The organism is Bacillus sp. BD59S, from assembly GCF_007363175.1.
Lineage (GTDB): Bacteria > Bacillota > Bacilli > Bacillales > Bacillaceae_G > Bacillus_A > Bacillus_A pacificus.
The window spans coordinates 4,322,748-4,347,890 of the sequence record NZ_CP034686.1 but is presented as its reverse complement, the minus strand read 5'-3'; the positions used below and the strand labels follow the sequence as shown (position 1 = coordinate 4,347,890).

Below are 25,143 nucleotides of genomic sequence, written 5' to 3'. Positions count from 1 at the left end.
AGGCTTTTTTTGGTCTGCAACTAGGGTGGTAACGCGATAATCAAAATCGTCCCTTATTTGAAGGGGCGATTTTTTTATGTTTTTAACCTTCACGCCAGTAATGAACTTAAAGGAGAGTATGTAGGATATGGGTATTTTACAAGATCTTGAATTTCGCGGTCTAATTAATCAGCAAACTGACGCTGAGGGCCTTGAGCAATTATTAGAAAAAGAAAGCGTTAAATTATACTGTGGTTTCGACCCAACAGCGGATAGCTTACACATCGGTCATATGTTACCAGTATTAATGTTACGTCGTTTCCAATTAGCTGGTCACCAACCAATCGCACTTGTTGGCGGTGGTACTGGTATGATCGGTGACCCAAGTGGTAAAAAAGCAGAACGTACATTAAATACGAAAGATACAGTTGCTTACTACACAGAAAGTATCAAAAACCAACTTTCAAACTTCTTAGAGTTCGAAAACGTGGACAACCCGGCAACAATGGCTAACAACTATGACTGGCTTGGTAACTTAGATGTCATTTCATTCTTACGCGATATCGGTAAAAACTTCGGTTTAAACTATATGTTAGCAAAAGATACAGTAGCATCTCGTTTAGAAACTGGTATTTCATTTACTGAGTTTAGTTATATGATTTTACAATCATACGACTTCTTAAACTTATACCAACACCATAATTGCCGCCTACAAATCGGTGGTAGTGACCAATGGGGTAACATTACAGCTGGTCTTGAATTAATCCGTAAATCAGAAGAAGATGCAAAAGCATTCGGTTTAACAATTCCACTTGTTACGAAATCTGACGGTACGAAGTTTGGTAAAACAGAAGGCGGCGCAATTTGGTTAGACCCAGAGAAAACAACTCCTTACGAGTTCTACCAATTCTGGATTAACACAGATGACCGCGACGTTGTTAAATACTTAAAATACTTCACATTCTTATCTCATGAAGAAATTCTTGAGCTTGAAAAGCAAGTAGCTGAAGCACCAGAAAAACGTGCAGCACAAAAAGCATTGGGTGCAGAAATGACAAAACTTGTTCACGGCGAAGAAGCATTAGAGCAAGCGATTAAAATTTCAGCTGCATTATTCAGCGGTTCTGTAGCAGAACTGACTGCAAGTGAAATCGAGCAAGGATTCAAAGACGTACCATCTGTAGAACGTACTGCAGAAGATACAGTATTAATCGACTTACTTGTAGAAAGCAAAATCTCTCCATCAAAACGTCAAGCACGTGAAGATGTAACGAACGGCGCAATCTACGTAAACGGTGAGCGTACACAAGCATTAGACTACGTTGTAACAGAAAACGACCGCATCGAAGGTAAATTCACAATCATTCGCCGCGGTAAAAAGAAATATTTCTTAATTCGTTACTAATTAGAAACGAATATAAACAAATAGTACCCCGAATTGTAGGCTGAAAAGTTTATGATTCGGGTTTTTTATGTATGGATTTAAATTGCCGGATCTTTTCTTTTAAATAGAATATAAAGAATTAATATGAGCATATAAAGTAAACTAATAAGCATAACGATAAATGCTGTTGGATAAAATTTTGCTGCATATATAAAGAAGTCGATTTGATAAATATCTTCGTAATTTGAAACGGTGCCTTTGAAGTAATTTGTAAACTTAGCGCTATATTTCCATTCATCAGGATAATCTATCAAATTACTTCCCTGATACCAACTCATAAGTGCCGAAGTAATAAATAGCATACATGCACTGCCTAACTGAACCATTTGGTTTATTGTCAAAAGAATCCACCTCCTATTTAATGGTTATTATAGCGTGCATTCATATGTCTGTAACCATTTTGTTGTAATCTCCTTTTCGAGTTCATACGGAAATCACATGTAAGCGGTATGATAAATGTATAACAACTAGAAAGGAGTGGTAAAACGAAATGTCACTAGAAGCGCTCATTATTTTTTCTTTGCTAAATGCGGGTCAGCTTGCAGAGAATTCGAAGGTGGATGTACATAAAGAGCAGAAAGATGCTTATGTATATGTTCAGAAAGAGGAAAATAAATAATTTTATTTTATATATAAACGAAAAAAGCCAATCCACAGGATTGGCTTTTTGTCATTAACGAGAGTAGAACTCTACGATTAATGCTTCGTTGATTTCAGCTGGTAACTCAGCACGCTCAGCGTGACGAGTGTAAGTAGCTTCTAATTTGTCAGCATCGAAAGTTAAGTATTCTGGTACGAAGTTGTTAACTTCGATCGCTTCTTTAACAACAACAAGGTTGTTAGATTTTTCGCGAACGCTGATAGTTTGACCAGGTTTTACACGGTAAGATGGGATATCTACGCGAGCGCCATCAACCATGATGTGACCGTGGTTTACTAATTGGCGAGCTGCACGACGAGTGCGAGCTAAGCCCATACGGTAAACTAAGTTGTCAAGACGAGCTTCAAGAAGGATCATGAAGTTTTCGCCGTGCTTACCAGGCATTTTACCTGCTTGGTCAAATGTGCGACGGAATTGACGCTCAGTCATGCCGTACATGTGACGAAGTTTTTGTTTCTCTTGTAATTGTAAACCGTATTCTGAAAGTTTCTTACGTTGGTTAGGACCGTGAGGACCTGGTGCGTAAGGGCGTTTTTCTAATTCTTTTCCTGTGCCGCTTAGAGAGATTCCAAGACGACGAGACAGTTTCCAAGCTGGACCTGTATAACGAGCCATAGTTGACTCCTCCTTTAAAATGTTTTTATTTACGTAAAATAAAAACAGACGTAATCGATATTTACGGGCATTTTGTTTTCATGTACCTTCGCTCCAGCAGCAGGGAGTTACGAGATACACCTCCGTAGAGGAACAAAATACAAACGATAAACTCACATTACAAGGCTGCCTTTTTATTTTACACAAACGCTATTATATCTTTTACCCAGAGTTTCGTCAAGCGAGTACGTTTTTGTTTTATGCATATAAATTTTGGAAATGAACAAGAAGGAATTTAAAACGATATAAAAGAAGAGATAGAAACACAAATAAAACGCTTACATAAAATGTAGTAAAAACGTTCATCAAATTTTTGTTGATGAATATGCGGCAATAAAAACATAAAAGGGGATGTTTTTATGAAAAAGAAGCATATGGAGACAGCGTTAATTCATCACGGTTATACATCAGAGGAACATAAAGGAAGTTTGACACCGCCTTTATTTCAAACGTCTACATTTACATTTGAAACTGCGCAGCAAGGAGAAGCGAGTTTTGCGGGAGTGGATCCATCTTATATTTACTCAAGACTTGGAAATCCAACTGTGAAATTATTTGAAGAACGTATGGCGGTGTTAGAAGGAGGAGAAGAAGCGCTTGCTTTCGGATCCGGTATGGCAGCTATTTCCGCAACGTTAATTGGTTTTTTAAAAGCTGGAGATCATATTATTTGTTCAAATGGATTATATGGATGCACGTACGGCTTTTTAGAAGTGTTAGAAGAAAAATTTATGATTACGCATTCGTTTTGTGATATGGAGACAGAGGCTGATATTGAAAATAAAATTCGTCCAAATACAAAGCTTATTTTCGTTGAAACGCCGATTAATCCGACAATGAAATTAATTGATTTAAAACAAGTGATTCAGGTTGCGAAGAGAAATGGTTTACTTGTAATTGTTGATAATACGTTTTGTTCACCTTATTTACAAAGACCGCTTGAACTTGGCTGTGACGCCGTTGTTCATAGTGCGACAAAATATATTGGTGGTCACGGTGATGTGGTAGCGGGTGTAACAATTTGTAAAACGAAAGCGTTAGCTGAAAAAATTCGCCCGATGCGAAAAGATATCGGCGGTATTATGGCGCCGTTTGATGCATGGTTATTGTTACGCGGATTAAAGACGTTAGCGGTAAGAATGGATCGCCATTGTGATAATGCAGAAAAAATTGTATCGTTCCTAAAAAATCATGATGCGGTAGAAGATGTTTGGTATCCAGAAGGGGAGTTAGCATCTCGCCAAATGAAACGTGGGGGCGGCGTTATATCTTTTTCAATTAAAGGCGGGAAAGAAGAGACGCAGGCGTTTATTAATGACCTTCACTTTATTACAATTGCGGTAAGTTTAGGAGATACGGAAACGTTAATTCAGCACCCGGCAACAATGACGCACGCTGCGATTCCAGCTGATTTAAGACAAGAAATGGGCATTTATGATAATTTAATACGTTTATCTGTCGGTTTAGAATCGTGGGAGGATATCGTTTCTGATTTAGAGCAAGCGTTAAAGAAAATATCTACGGTTAGTAATCAATAAAAAAAGAGCTAGCTATCGGTTTTGTACGTAATGTACTTAATCGATAACTAGCTCTTTTTTTGTTACATATGTTTTAGGAGTGTTTCCACAAACTTTTCTAAATAGCGCTGATCTACTTCGTCGAAACGATTTTTTTCAGGACTATCAATATCAAGTACACCAATGACATTCCCATCCTTAATAATCGGTACGACGATTTCTGAATTCGAAGCACTATCGCAAGCGATATGTCCTGGGAATTGGTGAACGTCTGCTACAAGCTGCGTTGTTTTCGTTTCAGCTGCAACGCCGCAAACGCCTCGTCCAAATGGAATGCGCACGCAAGCAGGCATTCCTTGGAATGGTCCAAGAACAAGCTGATTTCCTTCTGTTACGTAAAAGCCAACCCAATTCACACGATCCAAAAATTGGTTTAATAATGCGGACGCATTTGATAAGTTTGCGACTACGTTTGATTCGCCAGTTAATAATGCATCCAGTTGTTTAATTACTGTCTCATATTGCTGCACGCGAGATCCTGCATAACTTTCTTTAGTAAACATGGAAACAGCTCCTTTTTTATCGAGATGTGTAAAATATTAGCAAAATACGATGTATTTCACATGACTTTGTCGATAGAAAATTAAAGGAATTTGTCTTAAAAGTCAAGAAATTTACACTATAGCTGTTCAGTGAGAGGAAGTGAGCGCATGAAACAGACGAAACAAAAAGTAATTGATGCGGCAATATCGTTGTTTAACACGAAAGGTTATGATGGAACGTCGGTGCGAGACATTGCAAAGCGAGCGGATGTGAATGTAGCGAATATTTCATATTATTTTGCTGGAAAGCAAGGCCTATTAGAGCAGCTTATTACGGATTTTTTAGAAGGGTATATTCATGTGATTGAAACGTCCTTTGAACAGAGAGAGTATTTGTCGGCTAAAGATGTGATGGTGCAAATGGTGCGCGGGATTTTACGATATCAATTTGATAATAGGGAGCTGACACGTTTCTTTTACCGAGAGCTGTCGCTTGATACGACATTAATTCGAGAAGTGATGACCATTTACTTTTCTAAAGAAAGATATTATATAGAGCAAATCATAAAGCAAGGACAAATGAAACGAGAGTTTAAGAAGGTATCTTTTACAATGTTTATGACGCAATTAAAAGGCATGATGAATATGCCGTTTTTATATCCGCAATATATATCAGAAGTACTGCATTCTTTTCCGTCTGAGACATTTTTCTTAGAAATGTACACGAAAGAAATTGAACAATGGATGGAACAAACATTATGTATAACGAATATGTATCAGGAATGGCCAAGAGCTGTTCATATGTGAAAAATCCCCACCTAACGAACTGAGGTGGGGATTTTTGTGCTTTCTTTTCTTTGCCATACATTGTTGCATAATAGCGCGATAATTGTTAATGAAGCTCCGGCAATTTCAATTTTGTCGACTGTATAACCTCGAAAGATGGAACCGATAAGTGCAAGTACAGGAACTAAATTCATAAATAATATGCCGTTAATAGATGAAATATAGCGATTTCCTGTGTTCCAGCAAAATACAGCGATAACACCTGCAATAATCGACATATACAAGAGTTCAAAACGAACGTTCATAATTGTACGTAGTGACGGTACAGTAATGACGTTTGTGTAAGTAAAGAAAGTGACGATAACAATGAGTGAAATTGAGCCAAATAAACAAGTTAACGTCGTGTACCTCAGTGGTGACCAAGATTGAAAACTAGCACCACCGTTTGTATAAATGACCCAGCAAGTAACGCCGCACAGCATAAGTATATTTGTTGTGAGGTGACTGGCAGCTCCAAATAATAAGTGAATATTTCCTTTTGAAATGACAAGCATAACACCGATAAGTGCAACGAACATACAAAGGAATGTGTAGTTTTGTGGGCGTTTGTTTTTCGTTATCCACTGTAATAATAAAGCGATGAGTGGCATAAGAGACTGAATCATCGCGGCATGGATGGCTCCAGAAGGTCCGGCAAGTTGTTGGCCGTAAAAAACGAGAAAACCATATCCAGCGAAGCCGACCGTTCCGTAAAAGAATAACGAAAGTGTTCTTTTTTCTAAGCGGAGTGAATTTTTTCCTTCAGTAGTGAATAGCAAAATAAGAAAAATAATAGCTGCTGATCCATAGCGAATCGTTGTGAAGAAGAACGGATCGATAAATTGTAAGGCGTTTGCCATGACAGGAAACATAAATCCCCAAGCCGTTACGGCAAGTAAGCATAGGAGGGATCCGAGTAGCATTTGTTTTTTGTTCAAGAGTATCTTTCCCCTTTACATTTCGTTATAGTAAGTTGATGAAATAAGTATAAAGAGTAATTGTTTATAGAAGGAAATATCGATTCTTTATGACAGTTATAACTTTTTGTTAGAGGTGTGTACGATGGATTTGGAGGCAGTACGATCGTTTATTGAAGTAAAGAATACGCGAAGTTTATCAAAGGCGAGTAAGATTTTACATATTTCGCAGCCGGCGCTTAGTAAACAAATTCAAAGATTAGAAGCCGATTTAGAAGTTACTTTACTGAAGCGTTCCGCGCAAGGAGTGGAATTAACAAGTGCTGGAGAGCTATTTATAAAAAGAATGTTACCGATTTTGGAACACATACATGAAGTGAAAGCTGAGATGAAGAAATTTCAAGAGAAGCGGAACATTTCTATAGGCATATTGCCAAGTTTAGCAGCACATTACATATCAAAGTGTAAAGATATATTAGGTGACGGGTTCGAAGTAGAATGGAAAATTGAGCATACGAAAGTACTGATGGGACTCTTTAAAGAACGGAAGATTGAAGCGATGTTCATCGATTCAGCAGTAGAAAGTGCTACGTGTATAAAAGAAATCCGAGAAGAAAAAATTGTTTGTGTCGTTTCAAATGATCATCTTTATAAAGAGAAAACAGTAATCCGAATGGAAGATTTGCAAAATGAAAAGTTAATCGTATACCCAGAAATCTGCGATGTAAGAAAAATGATTACGAATATGTTTCAAGGGATAGGGACGAAACCGATCATTGCATTTGAAACTTCTTATGCAGAACCGATGCTTGCGATGGTCAGTGCTGGACTTGGCATTACGTTACTTCCAGAAATAGCAGTAGAGCAAGCGGTAAGGCAAGGAAATGTGCAGGCGATTTCTATTGAACCGCCACTTGTGCGCAAAATTTATTTCGCATCTCATATGGAAGAAGGCCATTTAGTTCATTCATTTGATGATGAGAGGTAATCCAAACGGAATATTGAGAAAGATTACAATTGCATTGAAAGAAACATGAAATTTTAAAAAAAACTAGGTCAAAAACAAACCATTACATGGTATGATTAGTACATTGTTAGTTGTTAAATATAGGGGAATTCCCTTTTTATACATAATGCCTTCCATTTCATAAACGGAACGGACAAAAAAAGAGATATAACTAGGAGGCTTTTTTGCATGGATTCTATCCTGACGATCGTTATCATTGTAGTAAGCTCTATTCTAGTGCTGCTCATGATAGAGCTTGTGATAAGAAATCGTTCATATAAAGATATCGAAGCACTTGAGCAGTGGAAACAAGAGATAAAAGATAAACCTGTGGCAGATGAACTAAAACGGGTGAAAGATTTAAATATGACGGGTCAAACAGAAGAACTGTTTGGTAAATGGCGTGAAGAATGGGATGAAATTGTATCAACAACCATTCCGAAAGCTGACAAAGATTTAGCGCAAGCGCGAAAATTCGCCTCGCAATTCTCCTTCCGAAAAGCAAAGCATGCGATGAATGAATCCATAAGTGGTTTAGATGACGCTGATAATCGTATTACAGACATTTTAAATGAATTACAGCAATTGTTAGAAAGCCATGAAAAAAATAGCTCAGAAATTGAAGGGTTACGTGATACATATCGTAGTATGAAGAAGAGTGTTCTTGCTCATAGACATATGTATGGAGCAGCAGAGCAGAAAATCGAAGAGATGCTAGACGCTGAATCTGAGAAATTTAAAACCTTTGAAGAAGCAACAAACAATGGCGACTATTTAAAAGCGAGAGAAATTGTTATTAGTTTGGAAGAAGGTTTAGCAGATTTAGAAATCATTATTCACCAAATTCCAGATTTATTGGTAGAGTGTCAAGCGACGTTACCAGTTCAGCTGGAAGATTTATTACACGGACATAATGATATGGTAAGACAAGGTTATGTATTAGATTATTTGGAAGTCCCTAAAGAAGTTCGCGATATGACGAAACAACTACAAACATGTTTAATGGATATACAAGAGCTTCACATAACGGAAGCGGCTGAAAAAGTAGAAAACTTAAAAACGCGTTTAGATGGCTTCTATGATCAACTGGAACAAGAAGTGCATGCGAGACATTATGTGGAGCAAAAAACACTTTCTGTTTATGAAGACTTAGAAGAAATTCGAACTGAAACGATTGAAACAAAAGCAGAAACACAACTTGTGAAACAAAGTTATCAGTTACAAGATAAGGACATTGAGTCTCAAAAAGTAATTGAAAAGCAAATGCACATTTTAATGAAACGTTTTGAAATGCTGCAATTACGAGTTGCGGAACAAGATATTGCCTTCTCTATTATTCGTGAGGAACTAGAAGAGGTTTATGAGCAATGTGAAACATTAAAAGTACTTCATGCAGAATATAAAGAAATGCTGCAAACGATGCGTAAAGAAGAATTTGAAGCACGTGAGAAGTTACAAGAAATGCGAAATACTATTTTCGAAACGAAACGCTTTATGCAAAAGTCGAATTTGCCAGGTCTTCCAGAGAGTATTATGGAAGATTTAAAAAGAGGACAAATGGCAATGCAAGCTGTATATGAGCAATTAGAAGTGAAGCCGTTAAATATGAATGCTGTAAATAGCAGTTTAGAAGAAGCTTACACAACTGTTAATGGTGTTGCTGAAATGACAGAAGAGTTAATTGGACAAGCGTATTTAGTTGAAAAATTAATTCAATACGGTAATCGTTACCGCAGTCATGATGAGAACCTTGCAGAGAGCTTAAATTATGCGGAGAAATTATTCCGTGAATATCAATACGATGCAGCTTTAGAACAAGCGGCGTCTGTACTAGAGCAACTTGAGCCTGGCGTTGTTCAAAAAATAGCTGAATATGTAGACAATGAACAAACCCTTTCATAAGGGTTTGTTTTTTTGTGTAATTTTTCAGGCGATGTTGCTATAATGAATAGCGGAATACAGTAAGGTTATTCGTTTTAAAATATAACGGAACCTTTTAGTAGTCTTGGCGTAATGACACGTATTTGTGATATGATTATATGATGTGACAGCGCTGAAAGGGGAAGAACGATGATCTATTTTGATAATAGTGCGACGACAAAGCCATATCCAGAAGCTCTTCAATCGTACGTAAAGGTTGCAGGGAAATATTTTGGGAATCCTTCTTCTATTCATTCGCTTGGAGGAGAGGCAGAGCGTCTATTAACACAATCAAGAACAATTGCAGCGCAGCTTCTTCACGTTAAACCTTCTGAGATTATTTTCACATCAGGTGGAACGGAAGGGAATAACCTTGCGATTAAAGGGATAGCGATGAGGAATCGTTCGCGCGGTAAACATATCATTACAACAAATATTGAACACGCGTCTGTGTTTGAAGCATATAAACAATTAGAAGATCTCGGTTTTGATGTAACATATTTACCGGTTAATGAGCATGGTGTTGTATCGGTAGAGGATGTAAAACGGGCACTTCGTGAAGATACGATTCTTGTGTCAATTATTCACGTGAACAACGAGACTGGAGCAATTCAGCCTGTTGCTGAAATTGGAACGTTATTATCGAATTATCCGAAAATAAGATTCCATGTGGACCATGTACAAGGGATAGGAAAAGTACCGCTTAATTTATACGCTTCTCATATTGATCTTTGCTCAATATCTGGACATAAATTCCACAGTGTAAAAGGAACGGGTCTTCTTTATGTACGTGATGGCGTAAGGTTAGATCCAATTTTATCAGGTGGTCAACAAGAGCTGAAGTATCGCTCTGGCACAGAGAACTTACCTGGCATTGTAGCGATGGTGAAAGCACTTCGCATGACAATGGAACAAGTGAAAGAAAAGGTAGCTCATTTGCAAAGTTTACAAGCAGAGCTTGTTCGTTTCTTTAAAGAGATGGAAGATGTAGCGATTAATACGTCGCTTGCATATGCAGCACCGCACATTTTAAATGTATCATTTGTAGGTTTAAAACCAGAAGTGGTCGTTCATGCTTTAGAAGAACACGGTGTATATGTATCAACGAAATCTGCTTGTTCTTCAAAAGCAAATGAAGTGAGCAGAGTGTTAGTGTCAATGGGAGTACCACATGCCGCTGCTGCAAGTGCTATTCGTATTAGTTTGGCACCAGAAAATACGATGGAAGAAGTTAAGCAATTTGAAGGTATTGTGAAAGAGACGATGCCAAAATTATATGAAGTGATGAGGTAAAGGAATATGATGACATATGAATATATTTTAGTTCGTTATGGAGAGATGACGACTAAAGGTAAGAACCGTTCTAAATTTGTAAGCACATTAAAAGATAACGTGAAGTTCAAACTGAAAAAATTCCCAAATATTAAAATTGATGCAACACATGACCGTATGTACATCCAATTAAATGGCGAAGATCATGAAGCGGTATCTGAAAGATTGAAAGATGTATTTGGTATTCATAAGTTTAACTTAGCGATGAAAGTACCATCGGAATTAGAAGATATTAAAAAAGGTGCATTAGCAGCTTTCTTACAAGTAAAAGGCGATGTGAAAACATTTAAAATTACTGTACACCGTTCTTATAAGCATTTCCCAATGAGAACGATGGAATTATTACCTGAGATTGGTGGACACATTCTAGAAAATACAGAAGATATTACTGTAGATGTTCATAATCCAGATGTAAATGTACGTGTAGAAATTCGCAGTGGTTATAGCTACATTATGTGCGATGAGCGTATGGGAGCTGGCGGTTTACCAGTTGGTGTTGGCGGAAAAGTAATGGTACTTCTTTCTGGCGGTATTGATAGCCCAGTAGCAGCATACTTAACGATGAAACGCGGCGTATCTGTGGAAGCAGTTCACTTCCATAGCCCACCTTTCACAAGTGAGCGCGCGAAACAAAAAGTAATCGATTTAGCACAAGAGTTAACGAAATACTGTAAACGTGTAACACTTCACCTTGTTCCATTTACAGAAGTGCAAAAAACGATTAATAAAGAAATCCCATCTAGCTATTCAATGACAGTTATGCGCCGTATGATGATGCGTATTACAGAGCGTATCGCAGAGGAGCGTAACGCGCTAGCAATCACGACTGGTGAAAGTCTTGGACAAGTAGCAAGTCAGACATTAGATAGTATGCATACGATTAACGAAGTAACAAACTATCCAGTTATTCGTCCACTTATTACGATGGATAAATTAGAGATTATTAAAATCGCTGAAGAAATCGGCACATATGAAATTTCAATTCGTCCGTACGAAGATTGCTGTACAGTATTTACACCAGCAAGCCCAGCGACGAAGCCGAAGCGTGAAAAAGCGAATCGTTTTGAAGCGAAATACGATTTCACACCATTAATCGATGAAGCTGTAGCGAACAAAGAAACAATGGTATTACAAACGGTAGAAGTAGTGGCGGAAGAAGAAAAATTCGAAGAACTTTTCTAAAACCATAAATTACCATATCTGAAACGTGTATGAAGTCATGTTATTTATCACACTCTATACTCACAAGGAGGTGATATAACATGGCACGTAGCACAAATAAATTAGCGGTTCCTGGTGCTGAATCAGCATTAGACCAAATGAAATACGAAATCGCTCAAGAGTTTGGTGTTCAACTTGGAGCTGATGCAACAGCTCGCGCTAACGGTTCTGTTGGTGGCGAAATCACTAAACGTCTAGTTTCACTAGCTGAGCAACAATTAGGCGGTTACCAAAAATAATCCCATATGATGGCTTAGAAAGAGCGGGTTCTCCCGCTCTTTCTTTTTTGTGTTGTGTCGCTATTTGTCGGTAAGGCGATACCCTTTGTCGAAACGTCAATATATTCAATTTTTCGTTGATATATTTAAAAAATAATCCATATAATTTCATTTATCAATTCGACAGAACTAAAAAATTTGTCAAAAGATGAGGGTTCAAAATTGACAGAAAATTCTTTATTATATAAGGGAGGCATAAAGAAAAAGGAGGATGTTTATGAAGAGAGAGGAATTGTTGGCACCACCGTCTTATAATTTAGTTTCTGAAATAGAGAAATATACAGGTGATAAAGAGAAGCTTGCTTTAATTTGGCAAGATGATAAAGGGAATCGAAGAGAAGTTACATACGCTGAGTTAATGAAAGGCGCAAATAAAATTGGAAACGCTTTTATAAAGAGTGGTCTGCAAAAAGGGGACAAGCTCCTCATTATGATGCCGCGTTTAATTGAGGCGTACATGACGTATATTGCTGCGATTAAAGCAGGATTTGTCGTAATTCCGAGTTCGGAAATGTTGCGCAAAAAGGATATTGAATACCGCATTGGACACGGGGAAGTAAAAGCAATCGTAAGTTATGAGCCGTACATTGGACAGTTTGATGATATAGAAGCGATGGAATCTCTTCAAAAATTCGTTCTGAGCGAGCAGTCAGTAGATGGATGGATGAATTTAAAAACAGCGTTAGAAACAGAGAGTGACATGTTAGAAATGGCGAAGACAGATAAAGAAGATATGGTCTTTTTATCTTACACGTCAGGAACGACAGGAAATCCAAAAGGTGTTGTTCATACACATGCGTGGGCATACGCTCATTTACGTACGAGCGCTCCAAATTGGCTCGGAATTGAAGAGAATGATGTGGTGTGGGCAACGGCTAGTCCAGGCTGGCAAAAGTGGATTTGGAGCCCGTTTTTAGCAACGCTAGGATCAGGGGCAACAGGATTTGTATATCACGGTAAGTTTGAACCAAAAACGTATTTAAATTTATTAGACGATAATAAGGTGAATGTGCTCTGTTGTACACCGACTGAGTATAGATTAATGGCAAAGGTAGAAGATTTAAGACAGTACAATTTAGAGGCGTTACATAGCGCTGTATCCGCAGGTGAGCCGTTAAATAGAGAAGTCATTAAAACGTTCCAAAAGCACTTTCATATTACAGTAAGAGACGGCTATGGGCAAACGGAAAATACATTGCTTGTTGGTGTAATGAAAGGGATGGATATTAGACCAGGATCAATGGGAAAACCAACGCCAGGTAACCACGTTGATATCGTAAATGAGGAAGGTGTTCCAGTTAAAGTAGGCGAGGTTGGTGATATTGCAGTTCACATTGAAACGCCCGCCCTCTTTAAACAATATTACAAAGACGATGAGCGTACAGCGATGCAATTCCGCGGTGATTATTATATTACAGGTGATAAAGCGAAAAAAGATGAAGACGGCTATTTCTGGTTTGAAGGGCGCGGTGATGATATCATTATTAGCTCTGGTTATACAATCGGGCCGTTTGAAGTAGAGGATGCACTTGTAAAACATCCTTACGTAAGAGAATGTGCGGTTGTCGCAAGTCCTGATGAAATTCGCGGGAGTGTCGTGAAGGCATTTATCGTATTAAGAGAGAATATAGAAAAGAACGAAGAAACATTAATTCCAACACTCCAACAACACGTCAAAGAGCTTACTGCACCATATAAATACCCTCGCAAAATTGAATTTGTAGATGAACTACCAAAAACGATTTCTGGAAAAATTCGCCGTATTGAGCTTAGGAAACAAGAGATGGAGATTCCATCAAAATAATTTTGAAAATAGTGAAATAAATAGTTGAATGAAGTATTAAGCATATGATATTATAAAAAACGAACGTAAGTTCGATTTTATAAATTAAAAAAATGAGGTGTCCGTATGATTTTAGGTATTAATCCGTACTTAGTTTTAGATGGTAGTGGGCAAGAAGCTGTACAGTTTTATAAAGAGGCGTTAGATGCAAAAGTAGAAGTCATGCAAACGTTTGGTGATATGCCTGAAAATCCAGAATACCCGATTCCAGCTGAAGCAAAAGAGCGCGTTTTACACGCTACTTTAAAAGTTGGTAATACGGATCTTATGATTTCTGATACATTCCCAGGTAAAGGACATGCAATTGGATCTCAAGTAACAATCGCAATTCAAATTAGTAATGCAGAAAAAGCGAAAGAAGTATTCAACAAGTTACAAGAAGGTGGCGAAGTTATTATGCCACTTCAAGAAACGTTCTGGAGCCCAGCATACGGACAAGTAAAAGATAAATTTAATATTGAATGGCAAATTACAACGTCTACTACTGAACAAAAGTAATGTTTAGAAAAGCACCATGTTTTGAAATGGTGCTTTTTTTTATACAATGAAAACAAAGGAGATGGGATATATGGGAGAAATATGGTATGGCGGCACCATTTATACAATGAGAGAAGAAAATGAAAAATTGGACGCTGTTTACGTTGAAAACGGTATAATCGTTGATGTTGGAAGTAAAGAAGAGTTAGAAAACCGATATGCTGCGGTTACATTGCATGATTTAAAAGGCAAAACAATGATTCCAGGCCTCGTTGATAGCCATATGCATCTTATTGGTCACGGGGAGAGATTACTTCGTCTAGATTTATCAAATTGTACATCGTATAGCGAAGTGCTGACTCTCGTTCGGAAGCGCGTAGAAGAAGCACCAAAAGGTTCTTGGATTATTGGAGAAGGTTGGAATGAGAATAACTTTACAGATACGAAAGATGTTCATTTGAAAGATTTAGATGAAATTTCGAAAGAACATCCCATTTTATTAAAGAGAGTTTGCCGTCACGTTACATGGGTGAATTCATACATACTGCAAGAAGCAAATATAACAGAAGCGACAGAAGATCCAAAAGGCGGGAAAATTGGCCGTGATTCATCAAATATGTTAACAGGGCTTTTATATGAACAAGGACAAGAGTTAATTAAACATGTGCAGCCTGAAATTGATGAAGCTTATTTACAAAGCGCTTTGCAAACAGCGATTAAAGATTGCTGGCAATATGGCCTCGTTGGTGGGCATACGGAAGATTTAAATTATTACGGTGGTTTTAGAAAAACGCACAATGCGTTTGCTCATGTCATAAAGGAAATGCCATTTAAAGCACATTTACTCGTTCACCATGAAGTAGCACAGGAACGAAAGGAATATGAAAATGAGCATTATATTGAATTTGGTGCGATGAAAATTTTTTCTGACGGTTCTTTTGGCGGAAGAACAGCTTTATTAAGTGAACCGTATGAAGATGCGAAGGAAACAAATGGAGTTGCCATTTTCTCCCGTGAAGAGCTTGCAGAGTTAGTGAAAAAAGCACGAGACTTACATATGCCAGTTGCCATTCATACAATTGGTGATTTGTCGCTTGAGTATGTGATTGATGCGCTTGAATTGTATCCGCCAGCAGAAGGATTACGTGACCGCATTATTCATTGTCAGCTAGCTCGTGAAGAGTTAATTGAAAGAATGAAAAGCTTACAAGCCATTATTGATATACAGCCAGTCTTTGTTTCATCGGATTTTCCATCAGTCATTGAAAAATTAGGCGAGCATCGTCTTCGTTATGCGTACGCTTGGAAGATGTTACTGGAAGCAGGATTACATTGTAACGGTGGATCTGATGCTCCAATTGAGCAAGTAAATCCGTTTCTAGGTATATATAGCGCTGTTACACGTAGAAGTTTTATTGACGGTGTGTGCTATATGCCAGAGGAAAGGTTAACGGCATATGAGGCTGTCTCTTTATTTACAACAGGAAGTGCCTATGCAATCGGAAAAGAAGCGAAGCAAGGGCAAATTACAAAAGGATATGAAGCGGACTTTACGATATTAGACCGCAATATTTTTGAAATAGAGGCAGAAGAAATAAAAGAAGTACAAGTAGAGATGACCGTAATAGATGGCAAAGTCGTCTATAGAAAAGATGAGTAAAAATATATCAGCGATTTTCGAAATATATCGACCGTAACTCGAAATATATCAGCGATTATTCAAATATATCGACTTGCCGACAAAAACTGACAAGAATAACGGCCGGATAGCGAAAAATTGTTGTCCGCGCCAATCGGTGGTAAATAAATAACCGTAGAATTATGGGACCTTATAATTCTACGGTTATTTTTATACTATAAAAACGTTCTCTGTACTTTTTCCCAGAAAGAGTTGTTTTTTAATTTAACTGTTTTAATTTGTTTATCGCTTAAGCGTACAACAGCTTTTTCCACTTGTTTAATGCTAAGCGCTTCATTATCCATACCGATAACAGGATAATCGTTACCATCAGGTCTTAGTTTTAAAGTTAATGTACGTTCGTGATTTAAAATGAACGGTGAACCAAGTGTACGGTATGTGTTGTTATTTAAAGATGCTAATTCACTTACTTGGAAGCAAGGGATAAGCGGGTCAACAACTGCACCACGTAACGATTTATTGTAAGCTGTACTTCCTGTTGGAGTAGAGACAACTAAACCGTCACCTCTAAATGTTTCGAAATATAAATTATCAACGTGAACATCTACAACGAATGTTTTAATAATGCTAGAGCGTAATGAGAACTCATTTAAACAATGGAAAGATGTACTGTCATCTACGTCTACCTGAATTGTTGGATATTTTCGCACTTCAATTTCATTTTTTGTAATTTCTTGAAGGGCTGTATCGACGTGATCAATATGGAAATCGCAGTAGAATGAAATTTCATCTTTCGTAGAAATCCCTGCGTATAAACAATCATCCCTAAAACCAGTTTTACGAACGGCTTGTAAGAAAGTTGCATCATCTCCAACACTGACGATAGCGTTTGCATTTTTTGGATGATCTAATATGGTAAATCCATTCTCTTCTAAAATACGATAGATTGGTTTCATTTTTTCAACGAGCTTTGCTTTGTCATCACCATAAAAGAAAAATAAATTGCGACGATCTGCCATTATGTATCCCTCCACTGCAGTTAAATTTTCTATGCTTCGTGCTACATATCATTAGAGTCCGTTCCCTGATGATATGTTCAAATAATATATTTCGATATAAATTGTCAAAATACCTTTTTATTTTTAGAAAAATTTTTATATTCAATCTTATAAAACTCTGTTTAATGATGAATAAAGTTGTCGATAATGGATACGGAGTGAAAGGATGATACGTATGAAGTGGTTCGTAATTGGAATAATAATTCTTCTCCTTTTTATTTTGCTTATACTATTGTCGAAAATAAAGCTTAAAGTGACATTTTTATATTCAGAAATGGAAAAGCAATGTTTGTTTCAAGTGAAAATATGGATGATTCGCTATACATTTGATGTGTTGGAAAGAATTGAGAAGCAACAGAAGAAAACAGGGCAAAAAATCGAAAAAGCTGAAGAGGATGGCGGACTTGATAATAAAATTATGGCACAACTTGATAGCATTGGGGAACTGATAAAAAAGCTTCAAGAAGTTCATACTATCGTTAAAGATTTTCTCAAACGAGTGAAAATCAATGGTTGGAGATGGCACACGCAAATCGGTGCAGGTGATGCGGCTAGTACTGGAATTGTTACCGGATATGCGTGGGGAACAAAAGGAATGGCTGCTGGAGTTGTAGGACAATATATGCATATTGTCGACGTACCAGAATTTGAAATTACTCCTGTTTTTCAAGGGAAAGGGTTTGCGTCAAGATGTGAATTAACAGCATCCTTTCGTATATTCCGTGCTATAAAAACAGGAATAAAATTACTCACGTTTATGAGAAGACAAAGATCTGGTGTGAATGAAAAATCTGTGCAAGCATAGGGGGGATATAAAGTGGACCATCCAATTCAAGGTTTAATGACAACCGCAATGCAGCATTTAAAACAAATGACTGATGTAAATACAATTGTGGGCGATCCAATTAAAGCGGCAGATGGAAGTGTAATTCTTACCGTTTCAAAAGTTAGCTTTGGATTTGCTGCTGGTGGAAGTGAATTTGGTAAAGTAGAACATTCAGGCCGTCATCCATTTGGCGGGGGAAGCGGTGGAGGAGTTTCTATTAATCCTGTTGCTTTTCTCGTTATAAATGGAGAAGGCGTAAAAGTGTTACATTTAGATAAGCAAACACATGTCATCGATAAAATAATTGAATTAGCGCCACAAGCTGTTGATAAAGTGAAAGAAATGATGGATAAACGAAAAGAAGACGATCCGGAATTTCAAATTTAACGAATAAAGAAGCTAATCAATGGATTAGCTTCTTTAATTTTTTTGTAAATAAAGCGATTTTATTTGCATTATCGATAGGGACAAACTATCATTTACATTGTACATATTTTGTTTAAATAAGGGAGGATTTTCAAGTGGCAAACGTAACTTTTAAAGGTAACCCAATGACTTTAGTTGGAACAGAAGTTAAAGTTGGCGATCAAGCGCCAAACTTCCAAGTGTTAGCAAATGACTTATCTCCAGTAAGTTTAGAAACATACAAAGGCGAAGTGAAATTAATTAGTGTTGTACCTTCAATCGACACAGGTGTGTGTGATGCACAAACACGTCGTTTTAACCAAGATGCAGCAGGTATTGAAAACGCGAAAGTATTAACAATTAGTGTTGACTTACCATTCGCTCAAAAACGCTGGTGTGCAGCAAACGGTTTAGAAAATGTTGTAACACTTTCTGACCATCGCGACCTTTCATTCGGTGAAGCTTACGGCTTAGTAATGAAAGAACTTCGTTTACTTGCTCGTGCAGTATTCGTAGTAGATAGCAATGACAAAGTAGTTTACGTAGAATACGTAAGCGAAGGTACAAGCCATCCAAACTATGAAGCAGCATTAGAAGCAGCAAAAGCTGCAAAATAATGTGAAGGAAGATGACCTCTTTGTAAGAGGTCGTCTTCTCTTATATATTGCTATATGGAATCGATATACGAGAGAAGACGTTACATCATACATTACTAAAAAGGGAGCTCTTAAAAAGAGGTCGCTTTTTCTTTTGGGAAAAAATCAGATTATGGTATGATATAAGTTATGTGTAAAAGAGAGAAGGAGGAATGTACGTGAGTCAGACAGTAGAAACATTATTTTCTATTTTTGATTCTTCTGCGGTAGTTTTACGTAAAGAATTAGATGTAACATATTTAGAGGCGCTTGTAGAAACAGGTGATAACTTGTTTGAAGGAGCGATTTTACAAGAGGAATTATCAGAATCAGCAATTGAAAGGCTGAATCGTGAATATAGTACGTTTAATGAAGAAACATATAAAGGTGAAGAAATTCGTAAAGCATTTCAGTTAGCCATCTTAAAAGGAATGAAAGAAGGCGTACAAGCGAATCACGAAATGACGCCTGATGCAGTTGGTATGTTCATGAGCTACTTATTCCATCAATTTATGCAAGGTCAAAATGAAATTACTGTGTTAGACCCTGCAATTGGAACAGGAAACTTAATGACTACAGTGTTTAACAGCGCCAAAGAAGGACTAACAATGAGTGGGTTTGGTGTAGAAGTGGACGAAGTGCTAATTAAACTTGCTTTAGTAAATGCGAATTTACAAAAGCATGCAATCGAATTCTTCCATCAAGATGGCCTAGCACCGCTTTATATCGATCCAGTTGATGCAGTCGTTTCAGACTTACCGGTTGGTTACTATCCAAATGAAATCGGTGCAAGTGAATATAAGTTAAAAGCAGATGAAGGAATGTCATATGCCCACCACCTATTTATTGAACAAAGTGTGAAGCATACGAAAGAAGGCGGATACTTATTCTTCCTAGTACCGAACTTCATTTTTGAAAGTGATCAAGCACCGAAATTGCATGCATTTATTAAAGAAACATGCTTTATTCAGGGGTTATTACAGCTACCTGTTTCCATGTTTAAAAACGAGAAAAATGCAAAAAGTATATTTGTTCTCCAAAAGAAAGGGCCTAGTGTAACGATGCCAAAACAGGCGTTATTAGTGGAGTTACCTAAATTCTCCAACATGAAGGCGATGGAGGACATTATGGACCAATTAAATACTTGGTTTGCAACGCATAAATAAGGCTAGGTATATGTAACAGGGTTAGTAATTCATGTAGTACAGTTTTATATGATATGTCATATTTTTAAATATATACAAGATTTAACTGAATTTTTTTGAAATCTGTAATATATTTTTTTTCTTGGTGTTACAATTTTTTCACTTGAAATATATGTCGTACGATGTTTAAATTAAAATCGTGAGTATAAAATTTGCTAATGATGAAACGTTTTCATATTTAGTAAATTTGATCAGATAAAATCGAGCGGTTTGTGGAAACATCCACACAACTACCAAGAGAAAAAGGGGCGAAAGACTAGATGTCAAAAATCATCGCGATTAACGCAGGAAGCTCTTCCTTAAAATTCCAATTATTTGAAATGCCAAGTGAAACAGTATTAACAAAAGGTTTAGTAGAACGTATCGGTTTAGAAGATAGTATCTTCACTATTACTGTAGATGGCGAAAAACAAAAAGAAATTACAAACATTCCAGATCACGCAGTAGCAGTTAATATGCTTCTTAAAAAATTAACTGAAAACGGAATCGTTAAATCTCTAGATGAGATTGGCGGTATCGGTCACCGTGTTGTTCACGGCGGCGAAAAATTTGCTGACTCTGTTCTAATTACTGATGAAGTATTAGCTGATATCGAAGAATTAAGCGATTTAGCACCACTTCACAACCCAGCAAACGTTGTTGGTATTAAAGCATTCCAAGAAGTATTACCAAACGTACCAGCAGTAGCAGTATTCGATACAGCATTCCACCAAACAATGCCGGAATCTGCATTCCTATACAGCTTACCATATGAGTACTATGAAAAATTCGGTATCCGTAAATACGGTTTCCACGGAACTTCTCATAAATATGTAACTGAGCGTGCGGCTGAACTATTAGGTCGTCCACTTGAAAGCTTAAGCTTACTTTCTTGTCACTTAGGTAACGGTGCAAGTATCGCAGCAGTAGAAGGCGGTAAATCTATCGATACTTCTATGGGCTTCACTCCACTTGCTGGTGTAACAATGGGTACACGTTCTGGTAACCTTGACCCTGCGTTAATTCCATACATCATGGAAAAAACAGGTCAAACAGTAGAAGAAGTGGTTAACGTATTAAACAAGAAGAGTGGTATGTTAGGTCTTACTGGTTTCTCTAGTGACCTACGTGACATCATTGCGAAAGAAGAAGAAGGCGACCACCGTGCGAAAGTAGCACTTGATGTATTCGTAAGCCGTATCCACAAATACATCGGTTCTTACACTGCTCGTATGAAAGGTGTAGACGCAATCATCTTCACAGCTGGTGTAGGTGAAAACAGTGCGATTATTCGTGAGCGCGTATTAGAAGGCCTTGAGTACATGGGCGTATACTTCGATGCAAAACGCAATAACGTATTCGGTGAGGAAGCATTCATCAACTTCCCACACTCTCCAGTAAAAATTATTGTAATTCCAACTGACGAAGAAGTTATGATCGCTCGTGACGTACTACGTCTTGGAGATATTGGTTAATATACTATATGAAAAGAAAGACGAGATCCTATAGGATTTCGTCTTTTTTCTATTGGAGATAGTTCAAAATCCCATCTGGATAGAGTACTTTCTTCCTCTGAATGAATGCTGTCAGGGGAATCCATTTCGCATACGATACGGTTTGCTCATCTTGTATATTCACTTTTTCCATTTCATATAGTGCTGTGTCTAATAAGCGTAAAGAATATAGTTGAATGATTTCATGAGCAATTTCTCCATCAAGATGAAAGATGTTTTCTAAGCAACCTAAATAAGCGGTGATTTCCACTTCTGTATGAAGTTCTTCTTTATATTCACGAATAACGGTATGTGCTGATTTTTCACCAAGTTCAATTGAACCGCCAAGAGGCCGGTAATATGTTTCATCGCCTGTATGATATTCTTGTACGAGAAGCCTCTCGTGATGTATAGCAAGACCGAAAGCTTTTGCACGTGGATACATATAGGATCACTCCTTATTTATCCCGCTTTAACGGGCAGTAAGACCCCCACCTCAAAATTCAGCGGAAGCAAAGAAGTTAGGTGGGGGATCAACTGTCCGTAAAAGTCCGATTGGTTCAACTAATAATCAGTGGGGGATGAACAAAACCCCCACTGATTAAAGTTTCACTTTATTTTGTATAAGGATGATTATAATGTATTTCGTAATAAAAGTGTCGTGTATTTAAGAATGTGGTCGAATTACGATGCCATTAAATAAGTCATTCCAAAATTCTTCATTGTACTGAAATACATCCATAATAGGGCAGTTTATAACGCAAATATTTTGTAATCCCCAATCTTCTTCTACAACAGTTGGTACATCTGCAGGAATGAGTAATAGGACAGAAAAATTATGTTTGACTATTTGAGATAAAATGTGTTCCAAGGAACGTGCTTCTTCGTATGTCCCTCCAGTTCGAATAAATAATATGGATTCTGCCGTTTCAATTGTATTTAGAAAACGATTAATTCGATGCTCATAATTTAGCTTGATTTCTGAATAAGAAGGCCAAGAAGTTGGTGTGTTTACATCTGTTTTAAAGTCATGACAGGAGTCGATTTCATAGAGGTTGTCCCTTAGTCTTAATTTCGCATCATCATCCCAAAATGAGATGAAGGATAAATTTTCGAACTGTAAAAAACGGTCAAATCGATTTTGTAATAATACATTCACTTTTTCTAATGAAGGGCTTAGCATAAAATCGATAACACCAAAAAATGGTGATAATTTGAATTGATATAACGCCCAAGCAGGCCAGCAGTTTTGTCCTAAACTGAATACTGCATGATATTCTTTTTTTATATCGGATAGATTCATGTGATTTATCTCATCCTTTTTGTTAATATTTTATGCTACTCAAAAATGGTATGTGAATAAAGATAGACAAGCATATTTGCAAAGAATAAGCAGAAATATGTTACAATAGAAAAAAATCGAACGAGGTGGTTGTTACGATGCGATCGAAGCGAGAACAAGCCATTTTAGACAATATAAAAGAATGGGAATCGCAATTAGTTGAGCAAGAAGCGACTGATTTTCAAAAACTGTTTGATAAATGGGTACATACTACAATTGCGAAACTACCTGAGAAAAAACGAAAAGATTTCTTTACGAAAGCAGATGGGTGGCTCTTTCATTTGCATGCATTGATTCAAAGTTCACAATCACAGTTAGATGCGCGTAATCGTATTTTAGGGACATCGAGATTATTTGATGAATCGATTGAGCAACTAGAGGATTTAAAAGCATTATCTATTGATCAATTAACATACATAGCAGAGCAGCAAACAGCACGCCATCGCCTATATTCATTCGTACAAGGCGGAGCGACGGGGGCTGGGGGTTTATTATTATTAACGGCCGATTTCCCGGTTATGATTGCGTTAAATGTGAAGGCTGTCCAACTTATTGCAACGTCATTTGGGCATGATGTGAACAAGCCGTATGAAATGATGCTTGCGTTAAAGGTCTTTCATGCGTCATTACTACCAGGAAGACTTCAGCAATACGCATGGTACAATTTACTGCAAGAGTTAGAGCAAGAAGATTCGTTCTTCTACGAAGGAGACGAAGCGGTGTTACAACCAGCTTCTACTGAAGTTGTGCTAAAACAAATTTTGAAAACATTTTCGATTTATGCTCTTCGTCGTAAATTATTCCAAGGTATTCCGGTAATTGGAATGGCAATCGGGTCTACAGTGAATTATCGTTTAACAAGAAACGTTACTGAATTTGCAAATAGATTTTATCAAGTGCGCCACATAGTGGAAAAGGAAAAAAGAGCATAAAAAAAGCGAGAGGCCGAAGCCTTTCGCTTTTTTAATTTGTTGCATGCTTTTTGGACATTGGAATAGATACTGTCTGCTTTTCTTCTGCTTTTTCTGTTTTTGGATAATAAATTAAATCCAATGTTTTTGCCTGTACGGCAATCGAAAGAATAGTAAAAGCAATTTCTGTCCAATTTAAATAATATAATGAAAGCGCAAGAACAATCGCGTCAAAGACGAAGAAAATTTGCCCAATTGTAAAACGTGTTTTTTTACTTAATACAATTGTTAAAATATCGTCTCCACCGGTTGCACCGCCAAATCGCAATATAAAACCGAGTCCAATACCAGCTAACGCACCGCCAACTACTGCAGCTATAAATAAATTGTTTGATAAATCGACCGTAAATGGAGAATAATTTTCCATAAGAGAATAAAATACTCCGAATGAAATTGAACCTAAGAATGAATAGCCAACCATTTTTCTACCTAACAATGAAGCACACAGTAAAATAATTGGGATATCCATAATTACAGTTGAAATAGATGGTGAAATATCATAAAAATTTTGGATGAATAGTGCAATACCTACAAAGCCACCTTCTGTTAAGTGGTTTTGGAAGTGAATGTGATATAGCGCTGCTGCTAAAATAAATGAACCGATTAAAACCATAAAAATTTCTTTAATAATTTGTCGACTTTGGATGTTCCTCATCGTTATTCCTTCTTTCCGTAGTTAGTAGTCCTTTTTGTGTTGTAAACTAACTACGAGCTCACATGTAGCTTTCAGTTAGTTTACGAAAAAACTAACTACGCTATATGTCGCTGAAGAAATAACGAATAATCCTCTCGTCCATCAATTCTCCCTACCTTCGTTTTAGTTTAAGTCTTAAAACGACTAAACAAAACGTGGAGTAGGATTCTTCATTTAGCAATCCTGCTCTTCTTTGTTTTGTTTAGCTAGTAACAATTAAGTCCTAAACAAAACGCTATGTGTAAGAAGAGTCTTTTTTTTGCCAAATTATCCTTCGGGC

At 37.2% G+C, this 25,143-nt stretch carries 26 protein-coding genes and 1 other annotated feature (1 of these 27 cut by a window edge); of the genes, 18 read left to right on the top strand and 8 right to left on the bottom strand.

The features are described from left to right. Positions 1 to 57 (top strand) — a binding site (T-box leader) (it extends 173 nt beyond the left edge of the window). 70 nt (positions 58 to 127) lie between these two features. Continuing rightward, on the top strand, positions 128 to 1,384 hold the full coding sequence (gene tyrS, locus EKQ63_RS24790; protein ID WP_001994474.1) for a tyrosine--tRNA ligase: 1,257 nt from the start codon (positions 128 to 130) through the stop codon (positions 1,382 to 1,384). Between the two features lie 77 nt (positions 1,385 to 1,461). Here the strand turns inward: tyrS and EKQ63_RS24785 are convergent, their stop codons facing one another. After that, positions 1,462 to 1,764 (bottom strand): YjdJ family protein, encoded by a 303-nt coding sequence (locus tag EKQ63_RS24785; protein ID WP_143881599.1) that lies wholly within the window; start codon positions 1,762 to 1,764, stop codon positions 1,462 to 1,464. Positions 1,765 to 1,913: 149 nt separating this feature from the next. On the opposite strand from EKQ63_RS24785, the gene EKQ63_RS24780 reads away from it, so the two are divergent. Then, the gene (locus tag EKQ63_RS24780) at positions 1,914 to 2,042 is read left to right on the top strand and encodes a hypothetical protein (protein ID WP_000050944.1); all 129 of its coding nucleotides are present in this window, start codon (positions 1,914 to 1,916) and stop codon (positions 2,040 to 2,042) included. Positions 2,043 to 2,096: 54 nt separating this feature from the next. Here the strand turns inward: EKQ63_RS24780 and rpsD are convergent, their stop codons facing one another. After that, positions 2,097 to 2,699 carry a 30S ribosomal protein S4 gene (rpsD, locus tag EKQ63_RS24775; protein ID WP_000135311.1) on the bottom strand — a complete coding sequence of 201 codons (603 nt, stop codon included), beginning with the start codon at positions 2,697 to 2,699 and terminating at the stop codon, positions 2,097 to 2,099. 398 nt (positions 2,700 to 3,097) lie between these two features. On the opposite strand from rpsD, the gene megL reads away from it, so the two are divergent. Further along, on the top strand, positions 3,098 to 4,276 hold the full coding sequence (gene megL / locus EKQ63_RS24770; RefSeq protein WP_087996642.1) for a methionine gamma-lyase: 1,179 nt from the start codon (positions 3,098 to 3,100) through the stop codon (positions 4,274 to 4,276). Between the two features lie 62 nt (positions 4,277 to 4,338). Here the strand turns inward: megL and EKQ63_RS24765 are convergent, their stop codons facing one another. Then, on the bottom strand, positions 4,339 to 4,818 hold the full coding sequence (locus EKQ63_RS24765; RefSeq protein ID WP_000494335.1) for a GAF domain-containing protein: 480 nt from the start codon (positions 4,816 to 4,818) through the stop codon (positions 4,339 to 4,341). Positions 4,819 to 4,965: 147 nt separating this feature from the next. Here EKQ63_RS24765 and refZ point away from each other — a divergent pair, with 147 nt between their 5' ends. Further along, positions 4,966 to 5,604 carry a forespore capture DNA-binding protein RefZ gene (gene refZ, locus EKQ63_RS24760; protein WP_087954089.1) on the top strand — a complete coding sequence of 213 codons (639 nt, stop codon included), beginning with the start codon at positions 4,966 to 4,968 and terminating at the stop codon, positions 5,602 to 5,604. 11 nt (positions 5,605 to 5,615) lie between these two features. Here refZ and EKQ63_RS24755 read toward each other — a convergent pair whose 3' ends face one another. After that, a complete protein-coding gene (locus EKQ63_RS24755) occupies positions 5,616 to 6,560 on the bottom strand; it encodes a DMT family transporter (protein ID WP_087954090.1) in 945 nt (314 codons plus the stop codon). 124 nt (positions 6,561 to 6,684) lie between these two features. Between EKQ63_RS24755 and EKQ63_RS24750 the strand changes: the two genes are divergently transcribed. From EKQ63_RS24750 to EKQ63_RS24715, 8 genes are all read left to right on the top strand, one after another. Continuing rightward, positions 6,685 to 7,527, top strand: a complete 843-nt coding sequence (locus EKQ63_RS24750; RefSeq protein ID WP_087954091.1) for a LysR family transcriptional regulator — start codon at positions 6,685 to 6,687, stop codon at positions 7,525 to 7,527. 207 nt (positions 7,528 to 7,734) lie between these two features. Then, a complete protein-coding gene (ezrA, locus tag EKQ63_RS24745) occupies positions 7,735 to 9,447 on the top strand; it encodes a septation ring formation regulator EzrA (RefSeq protein ID WP_001970967.1) in 1,713 nt (570 codons plus the stop codon). Positions 9,448 to 9,615: 168 nt separating this feature from the next. Beyond that, a complete protein-coding gene (locus EKQ63_RS24740; RefSeq protein ID WP_143881598.1) occupies positions 9,616 to 10,758 on the top strand; it encodes a cysteine desulfurase family protein in 1,143 nt (380 codons plus the stop codon). A gap of 6 nt (positions 10,759 to 10,764) precedes the next feature. Next, positions 10,765 to 11,979 (top strand): tRNA uracil 4-sulfurtransferase ThiI, encoded by a 1,215-nt coding sequence (gene thiI, locus EKQ63_RS24735; RefSeq protein ID WP_000989288.1) that lies wholly within the window; start codon positions 10,765 to 10,767, stop codon positions 11,977 to 11,979. A gap of 80 nt (positions 11,980 to 12,059) precedes the next feature. Continuing rightward, entirely contained in the window at positions 12,060 to 12,257 is a 198-nt protein-coding gene (locus EKQ63_RS24730) for an alpha/beta-type small acid-soluble spore protein (RefSeq protein ID WP_000124489.1), read from the top strand. A 256-nt stretch (positions 12,258 to 12,513) separates the two neighbouring features. Next, positions 12,514 to 14,100 (top strand): acyl-CoA synthetase MbcS, encoded by a 1,587-nt coding sequence (gene mbcS, locus EKQ63_RS24725; RefSeq protein ID WP_087996644.1) that lies wholly within the window; start codon positions 12,514 to 12,516, stop codon positions 14,098 to 14,100. 105 nt (positions 14,101 to 14,205) lie between these two features. Beyond that, on the top strand, positions 14,206 to 14,637 hold the full coding sequence (locus EKQ63_RS24720) for a VOC family protein (protein ID WP_087954093.1): 432 nt from the start codon (positions 14,206 to 14,208) through the stop codon (positions 14,635 to 14,637). A 70-nt stretch (positions 14,638 to 14,707) separates the two neighbouring features. Next, positions 14,708 to 16,276: an amidohydrolase gene (locus EKQ63_RS24715; protein WP_143881597.1), complete on the top strand. Its 1,569-nt coding sequence runs from the start codon at positions 14,708 to 14,710 to the stop codon at positions 16,274 to 16,276. Positions 16,277 to 16,470: 194 nt separating this feature from the next. Here EKQ63_RS24715 and EKQ63_RS24710 read toward each other — a convergent pair whose 3' ends face one another. Continuing rightward, on the bottom strand, positions 16,471 to 17,274 hold the full coding sequence (locus EKQ63_RS24710) for an NAD kinase (RefSeq protein ID WP_087954095.1): 804 nt from the start codon (positions 17,272 to 17,274) through the stop codon (positions 16,471 to 16,473). A 205-nt stretch (positions 17,275 to 17,479) separates the two neighbouring features. Here EKQ63_RS24710 and EKQ63_RS24705 point away from each other — a divergent pair, with 205 nt between their 5' ends. The 5 genes from EKQ63_RS24705 to ackA all read left to right on the top strand — a co-directional run bounded on the left by EKQ63_RS24705 (position 17,480) and on the right by ackA (position 21,838). Beyond that, positions 17,480 to 18,118, top strand: coding sequence for a DUF2953 domain-containing protein (locus tag EKQ63_RS24705; protein ID WP_087954096.1), 639 nt, complete (start codon positions 17,480 to 17,482; stop codon positions 18,116 to 18,118). A gap of 12 nt (positions 18,119 to 18,130) precedes the next feature. Next, positions 18,131 to 18,526 carry a GerW family sporulation protein gene (gene ytfJ / locus EKQ63_RS24700; protein WP_000350005.1) on the top strand — a complete coding sequence of 132 codons (396 nt, stop codon included), beginning with the start codon at positions 18,131 to 18,133 and terminating at the stop codon, positions 18,524 to 18,526. A 134-nt stretch (positions 18,527 to 18,660) separates the two neighbouring features. Then, complete coding sequence (tpx, locus tag EKQ63_RS24695; protein WP_000024530.1) at positions 18,661 to 19,161, top strand: thiol peroxidase; 501 nt, start codon at positions 18,661 to 18,663, stop codon at positions 19,159 to 19,161. A gap of 197 nt (positions 19,162 to 19,358) precedes the next feature. Then, positions 19,359 to 20,345: a class I SAM-dependent methyltransferase gene (locus EKQ63_RS24690; RefSeq protein WP_143881596.1), complete on the top strand. Its 987-nt coding sequence runs from the start codon at positions 19,359 to 19,361 to the stop codon at positions 20,343 to 20,345. Between the two features lie 299 nt (positions 20,346 to 20,644). Further along, positions 20,645 to 21,838, top strand: a complete 1,194-nt coding sequence (gene ackA, locus EKQ63_RS24685; RefSeq protein WP_000034580.1) for an acetate kinase — start codon at positions 20,645 to 20,647, stop codon at positions 21,836 to 21,838. 49 nt (positions 21,839 to 21,887) lie between these two features. Here ackA and EKQ63_RS24680 read toward each other — a convergent pair whose 3' ends face one another. Both EKQ63_RS24680 and EKQ63_RS24675 read right to left on the bottom strand, forming a co-directional pair. Beyond that, positions 21,888 to 22,301 (bottom strand): NUDIX hydrolase, encoded by a 414-nt coding sequence (locus EKQ63_RS24680; RefSeq protein ID WP_087996650.1) that lies wholly within the window; start codon positions 22,299 to 22,301, stop codon positions 21,888 to 21,890. A gap of 222 nt (positions 22,302 to 22,523) precedes the next feature. Then, positions 22,524 to 23,159, bottom strand: coding sequence for a DUF1796 family putative cysteine peptidase (locus EKQ63_RS24675; protein ID WP_087954099.1), 636 nt, complete (start codon positions 23,157 to 23,159; stop codon positions 22,524 to 22,526). A 137-nt stretch (positions 23,160 to 23,296) separates the two neighbouring features. Here EKQ63_RS24675 and EKQ63_RS24670 point away from each other — a divergent pair, with 137 nt between their 5' ends. Further along, positions 23,297 to 24,130, top strand: coding sequence for an EcsC family protein (locus tag EKQ63_RS24670; protein ID WP_087954100.1), 834 nt, complete (start codon positions 23,297 to 23,299; stop codon positions 24,128 to 24,130). 31 nt (positions 24,131 to 24,161) lie between these two features. On the opposite strand, the gene EKQ63_RS24665 is transcribed toward EKQ63_RS24670, so the two are convergent. Beyond that, positions 24,162 to 24,824: a YitT family protein gene (locus EKQ63_RS24665; RefSeq protein WP_143881595.1), complete on the bottom strand. Its 663-nt coding sequence runs from the start codon at positions 24,822 to 24,824 to the stop codon at positions 24,162 to 24,164. Positions 24,825 to 25,143 lie beyond the last annotated feature (319 nt).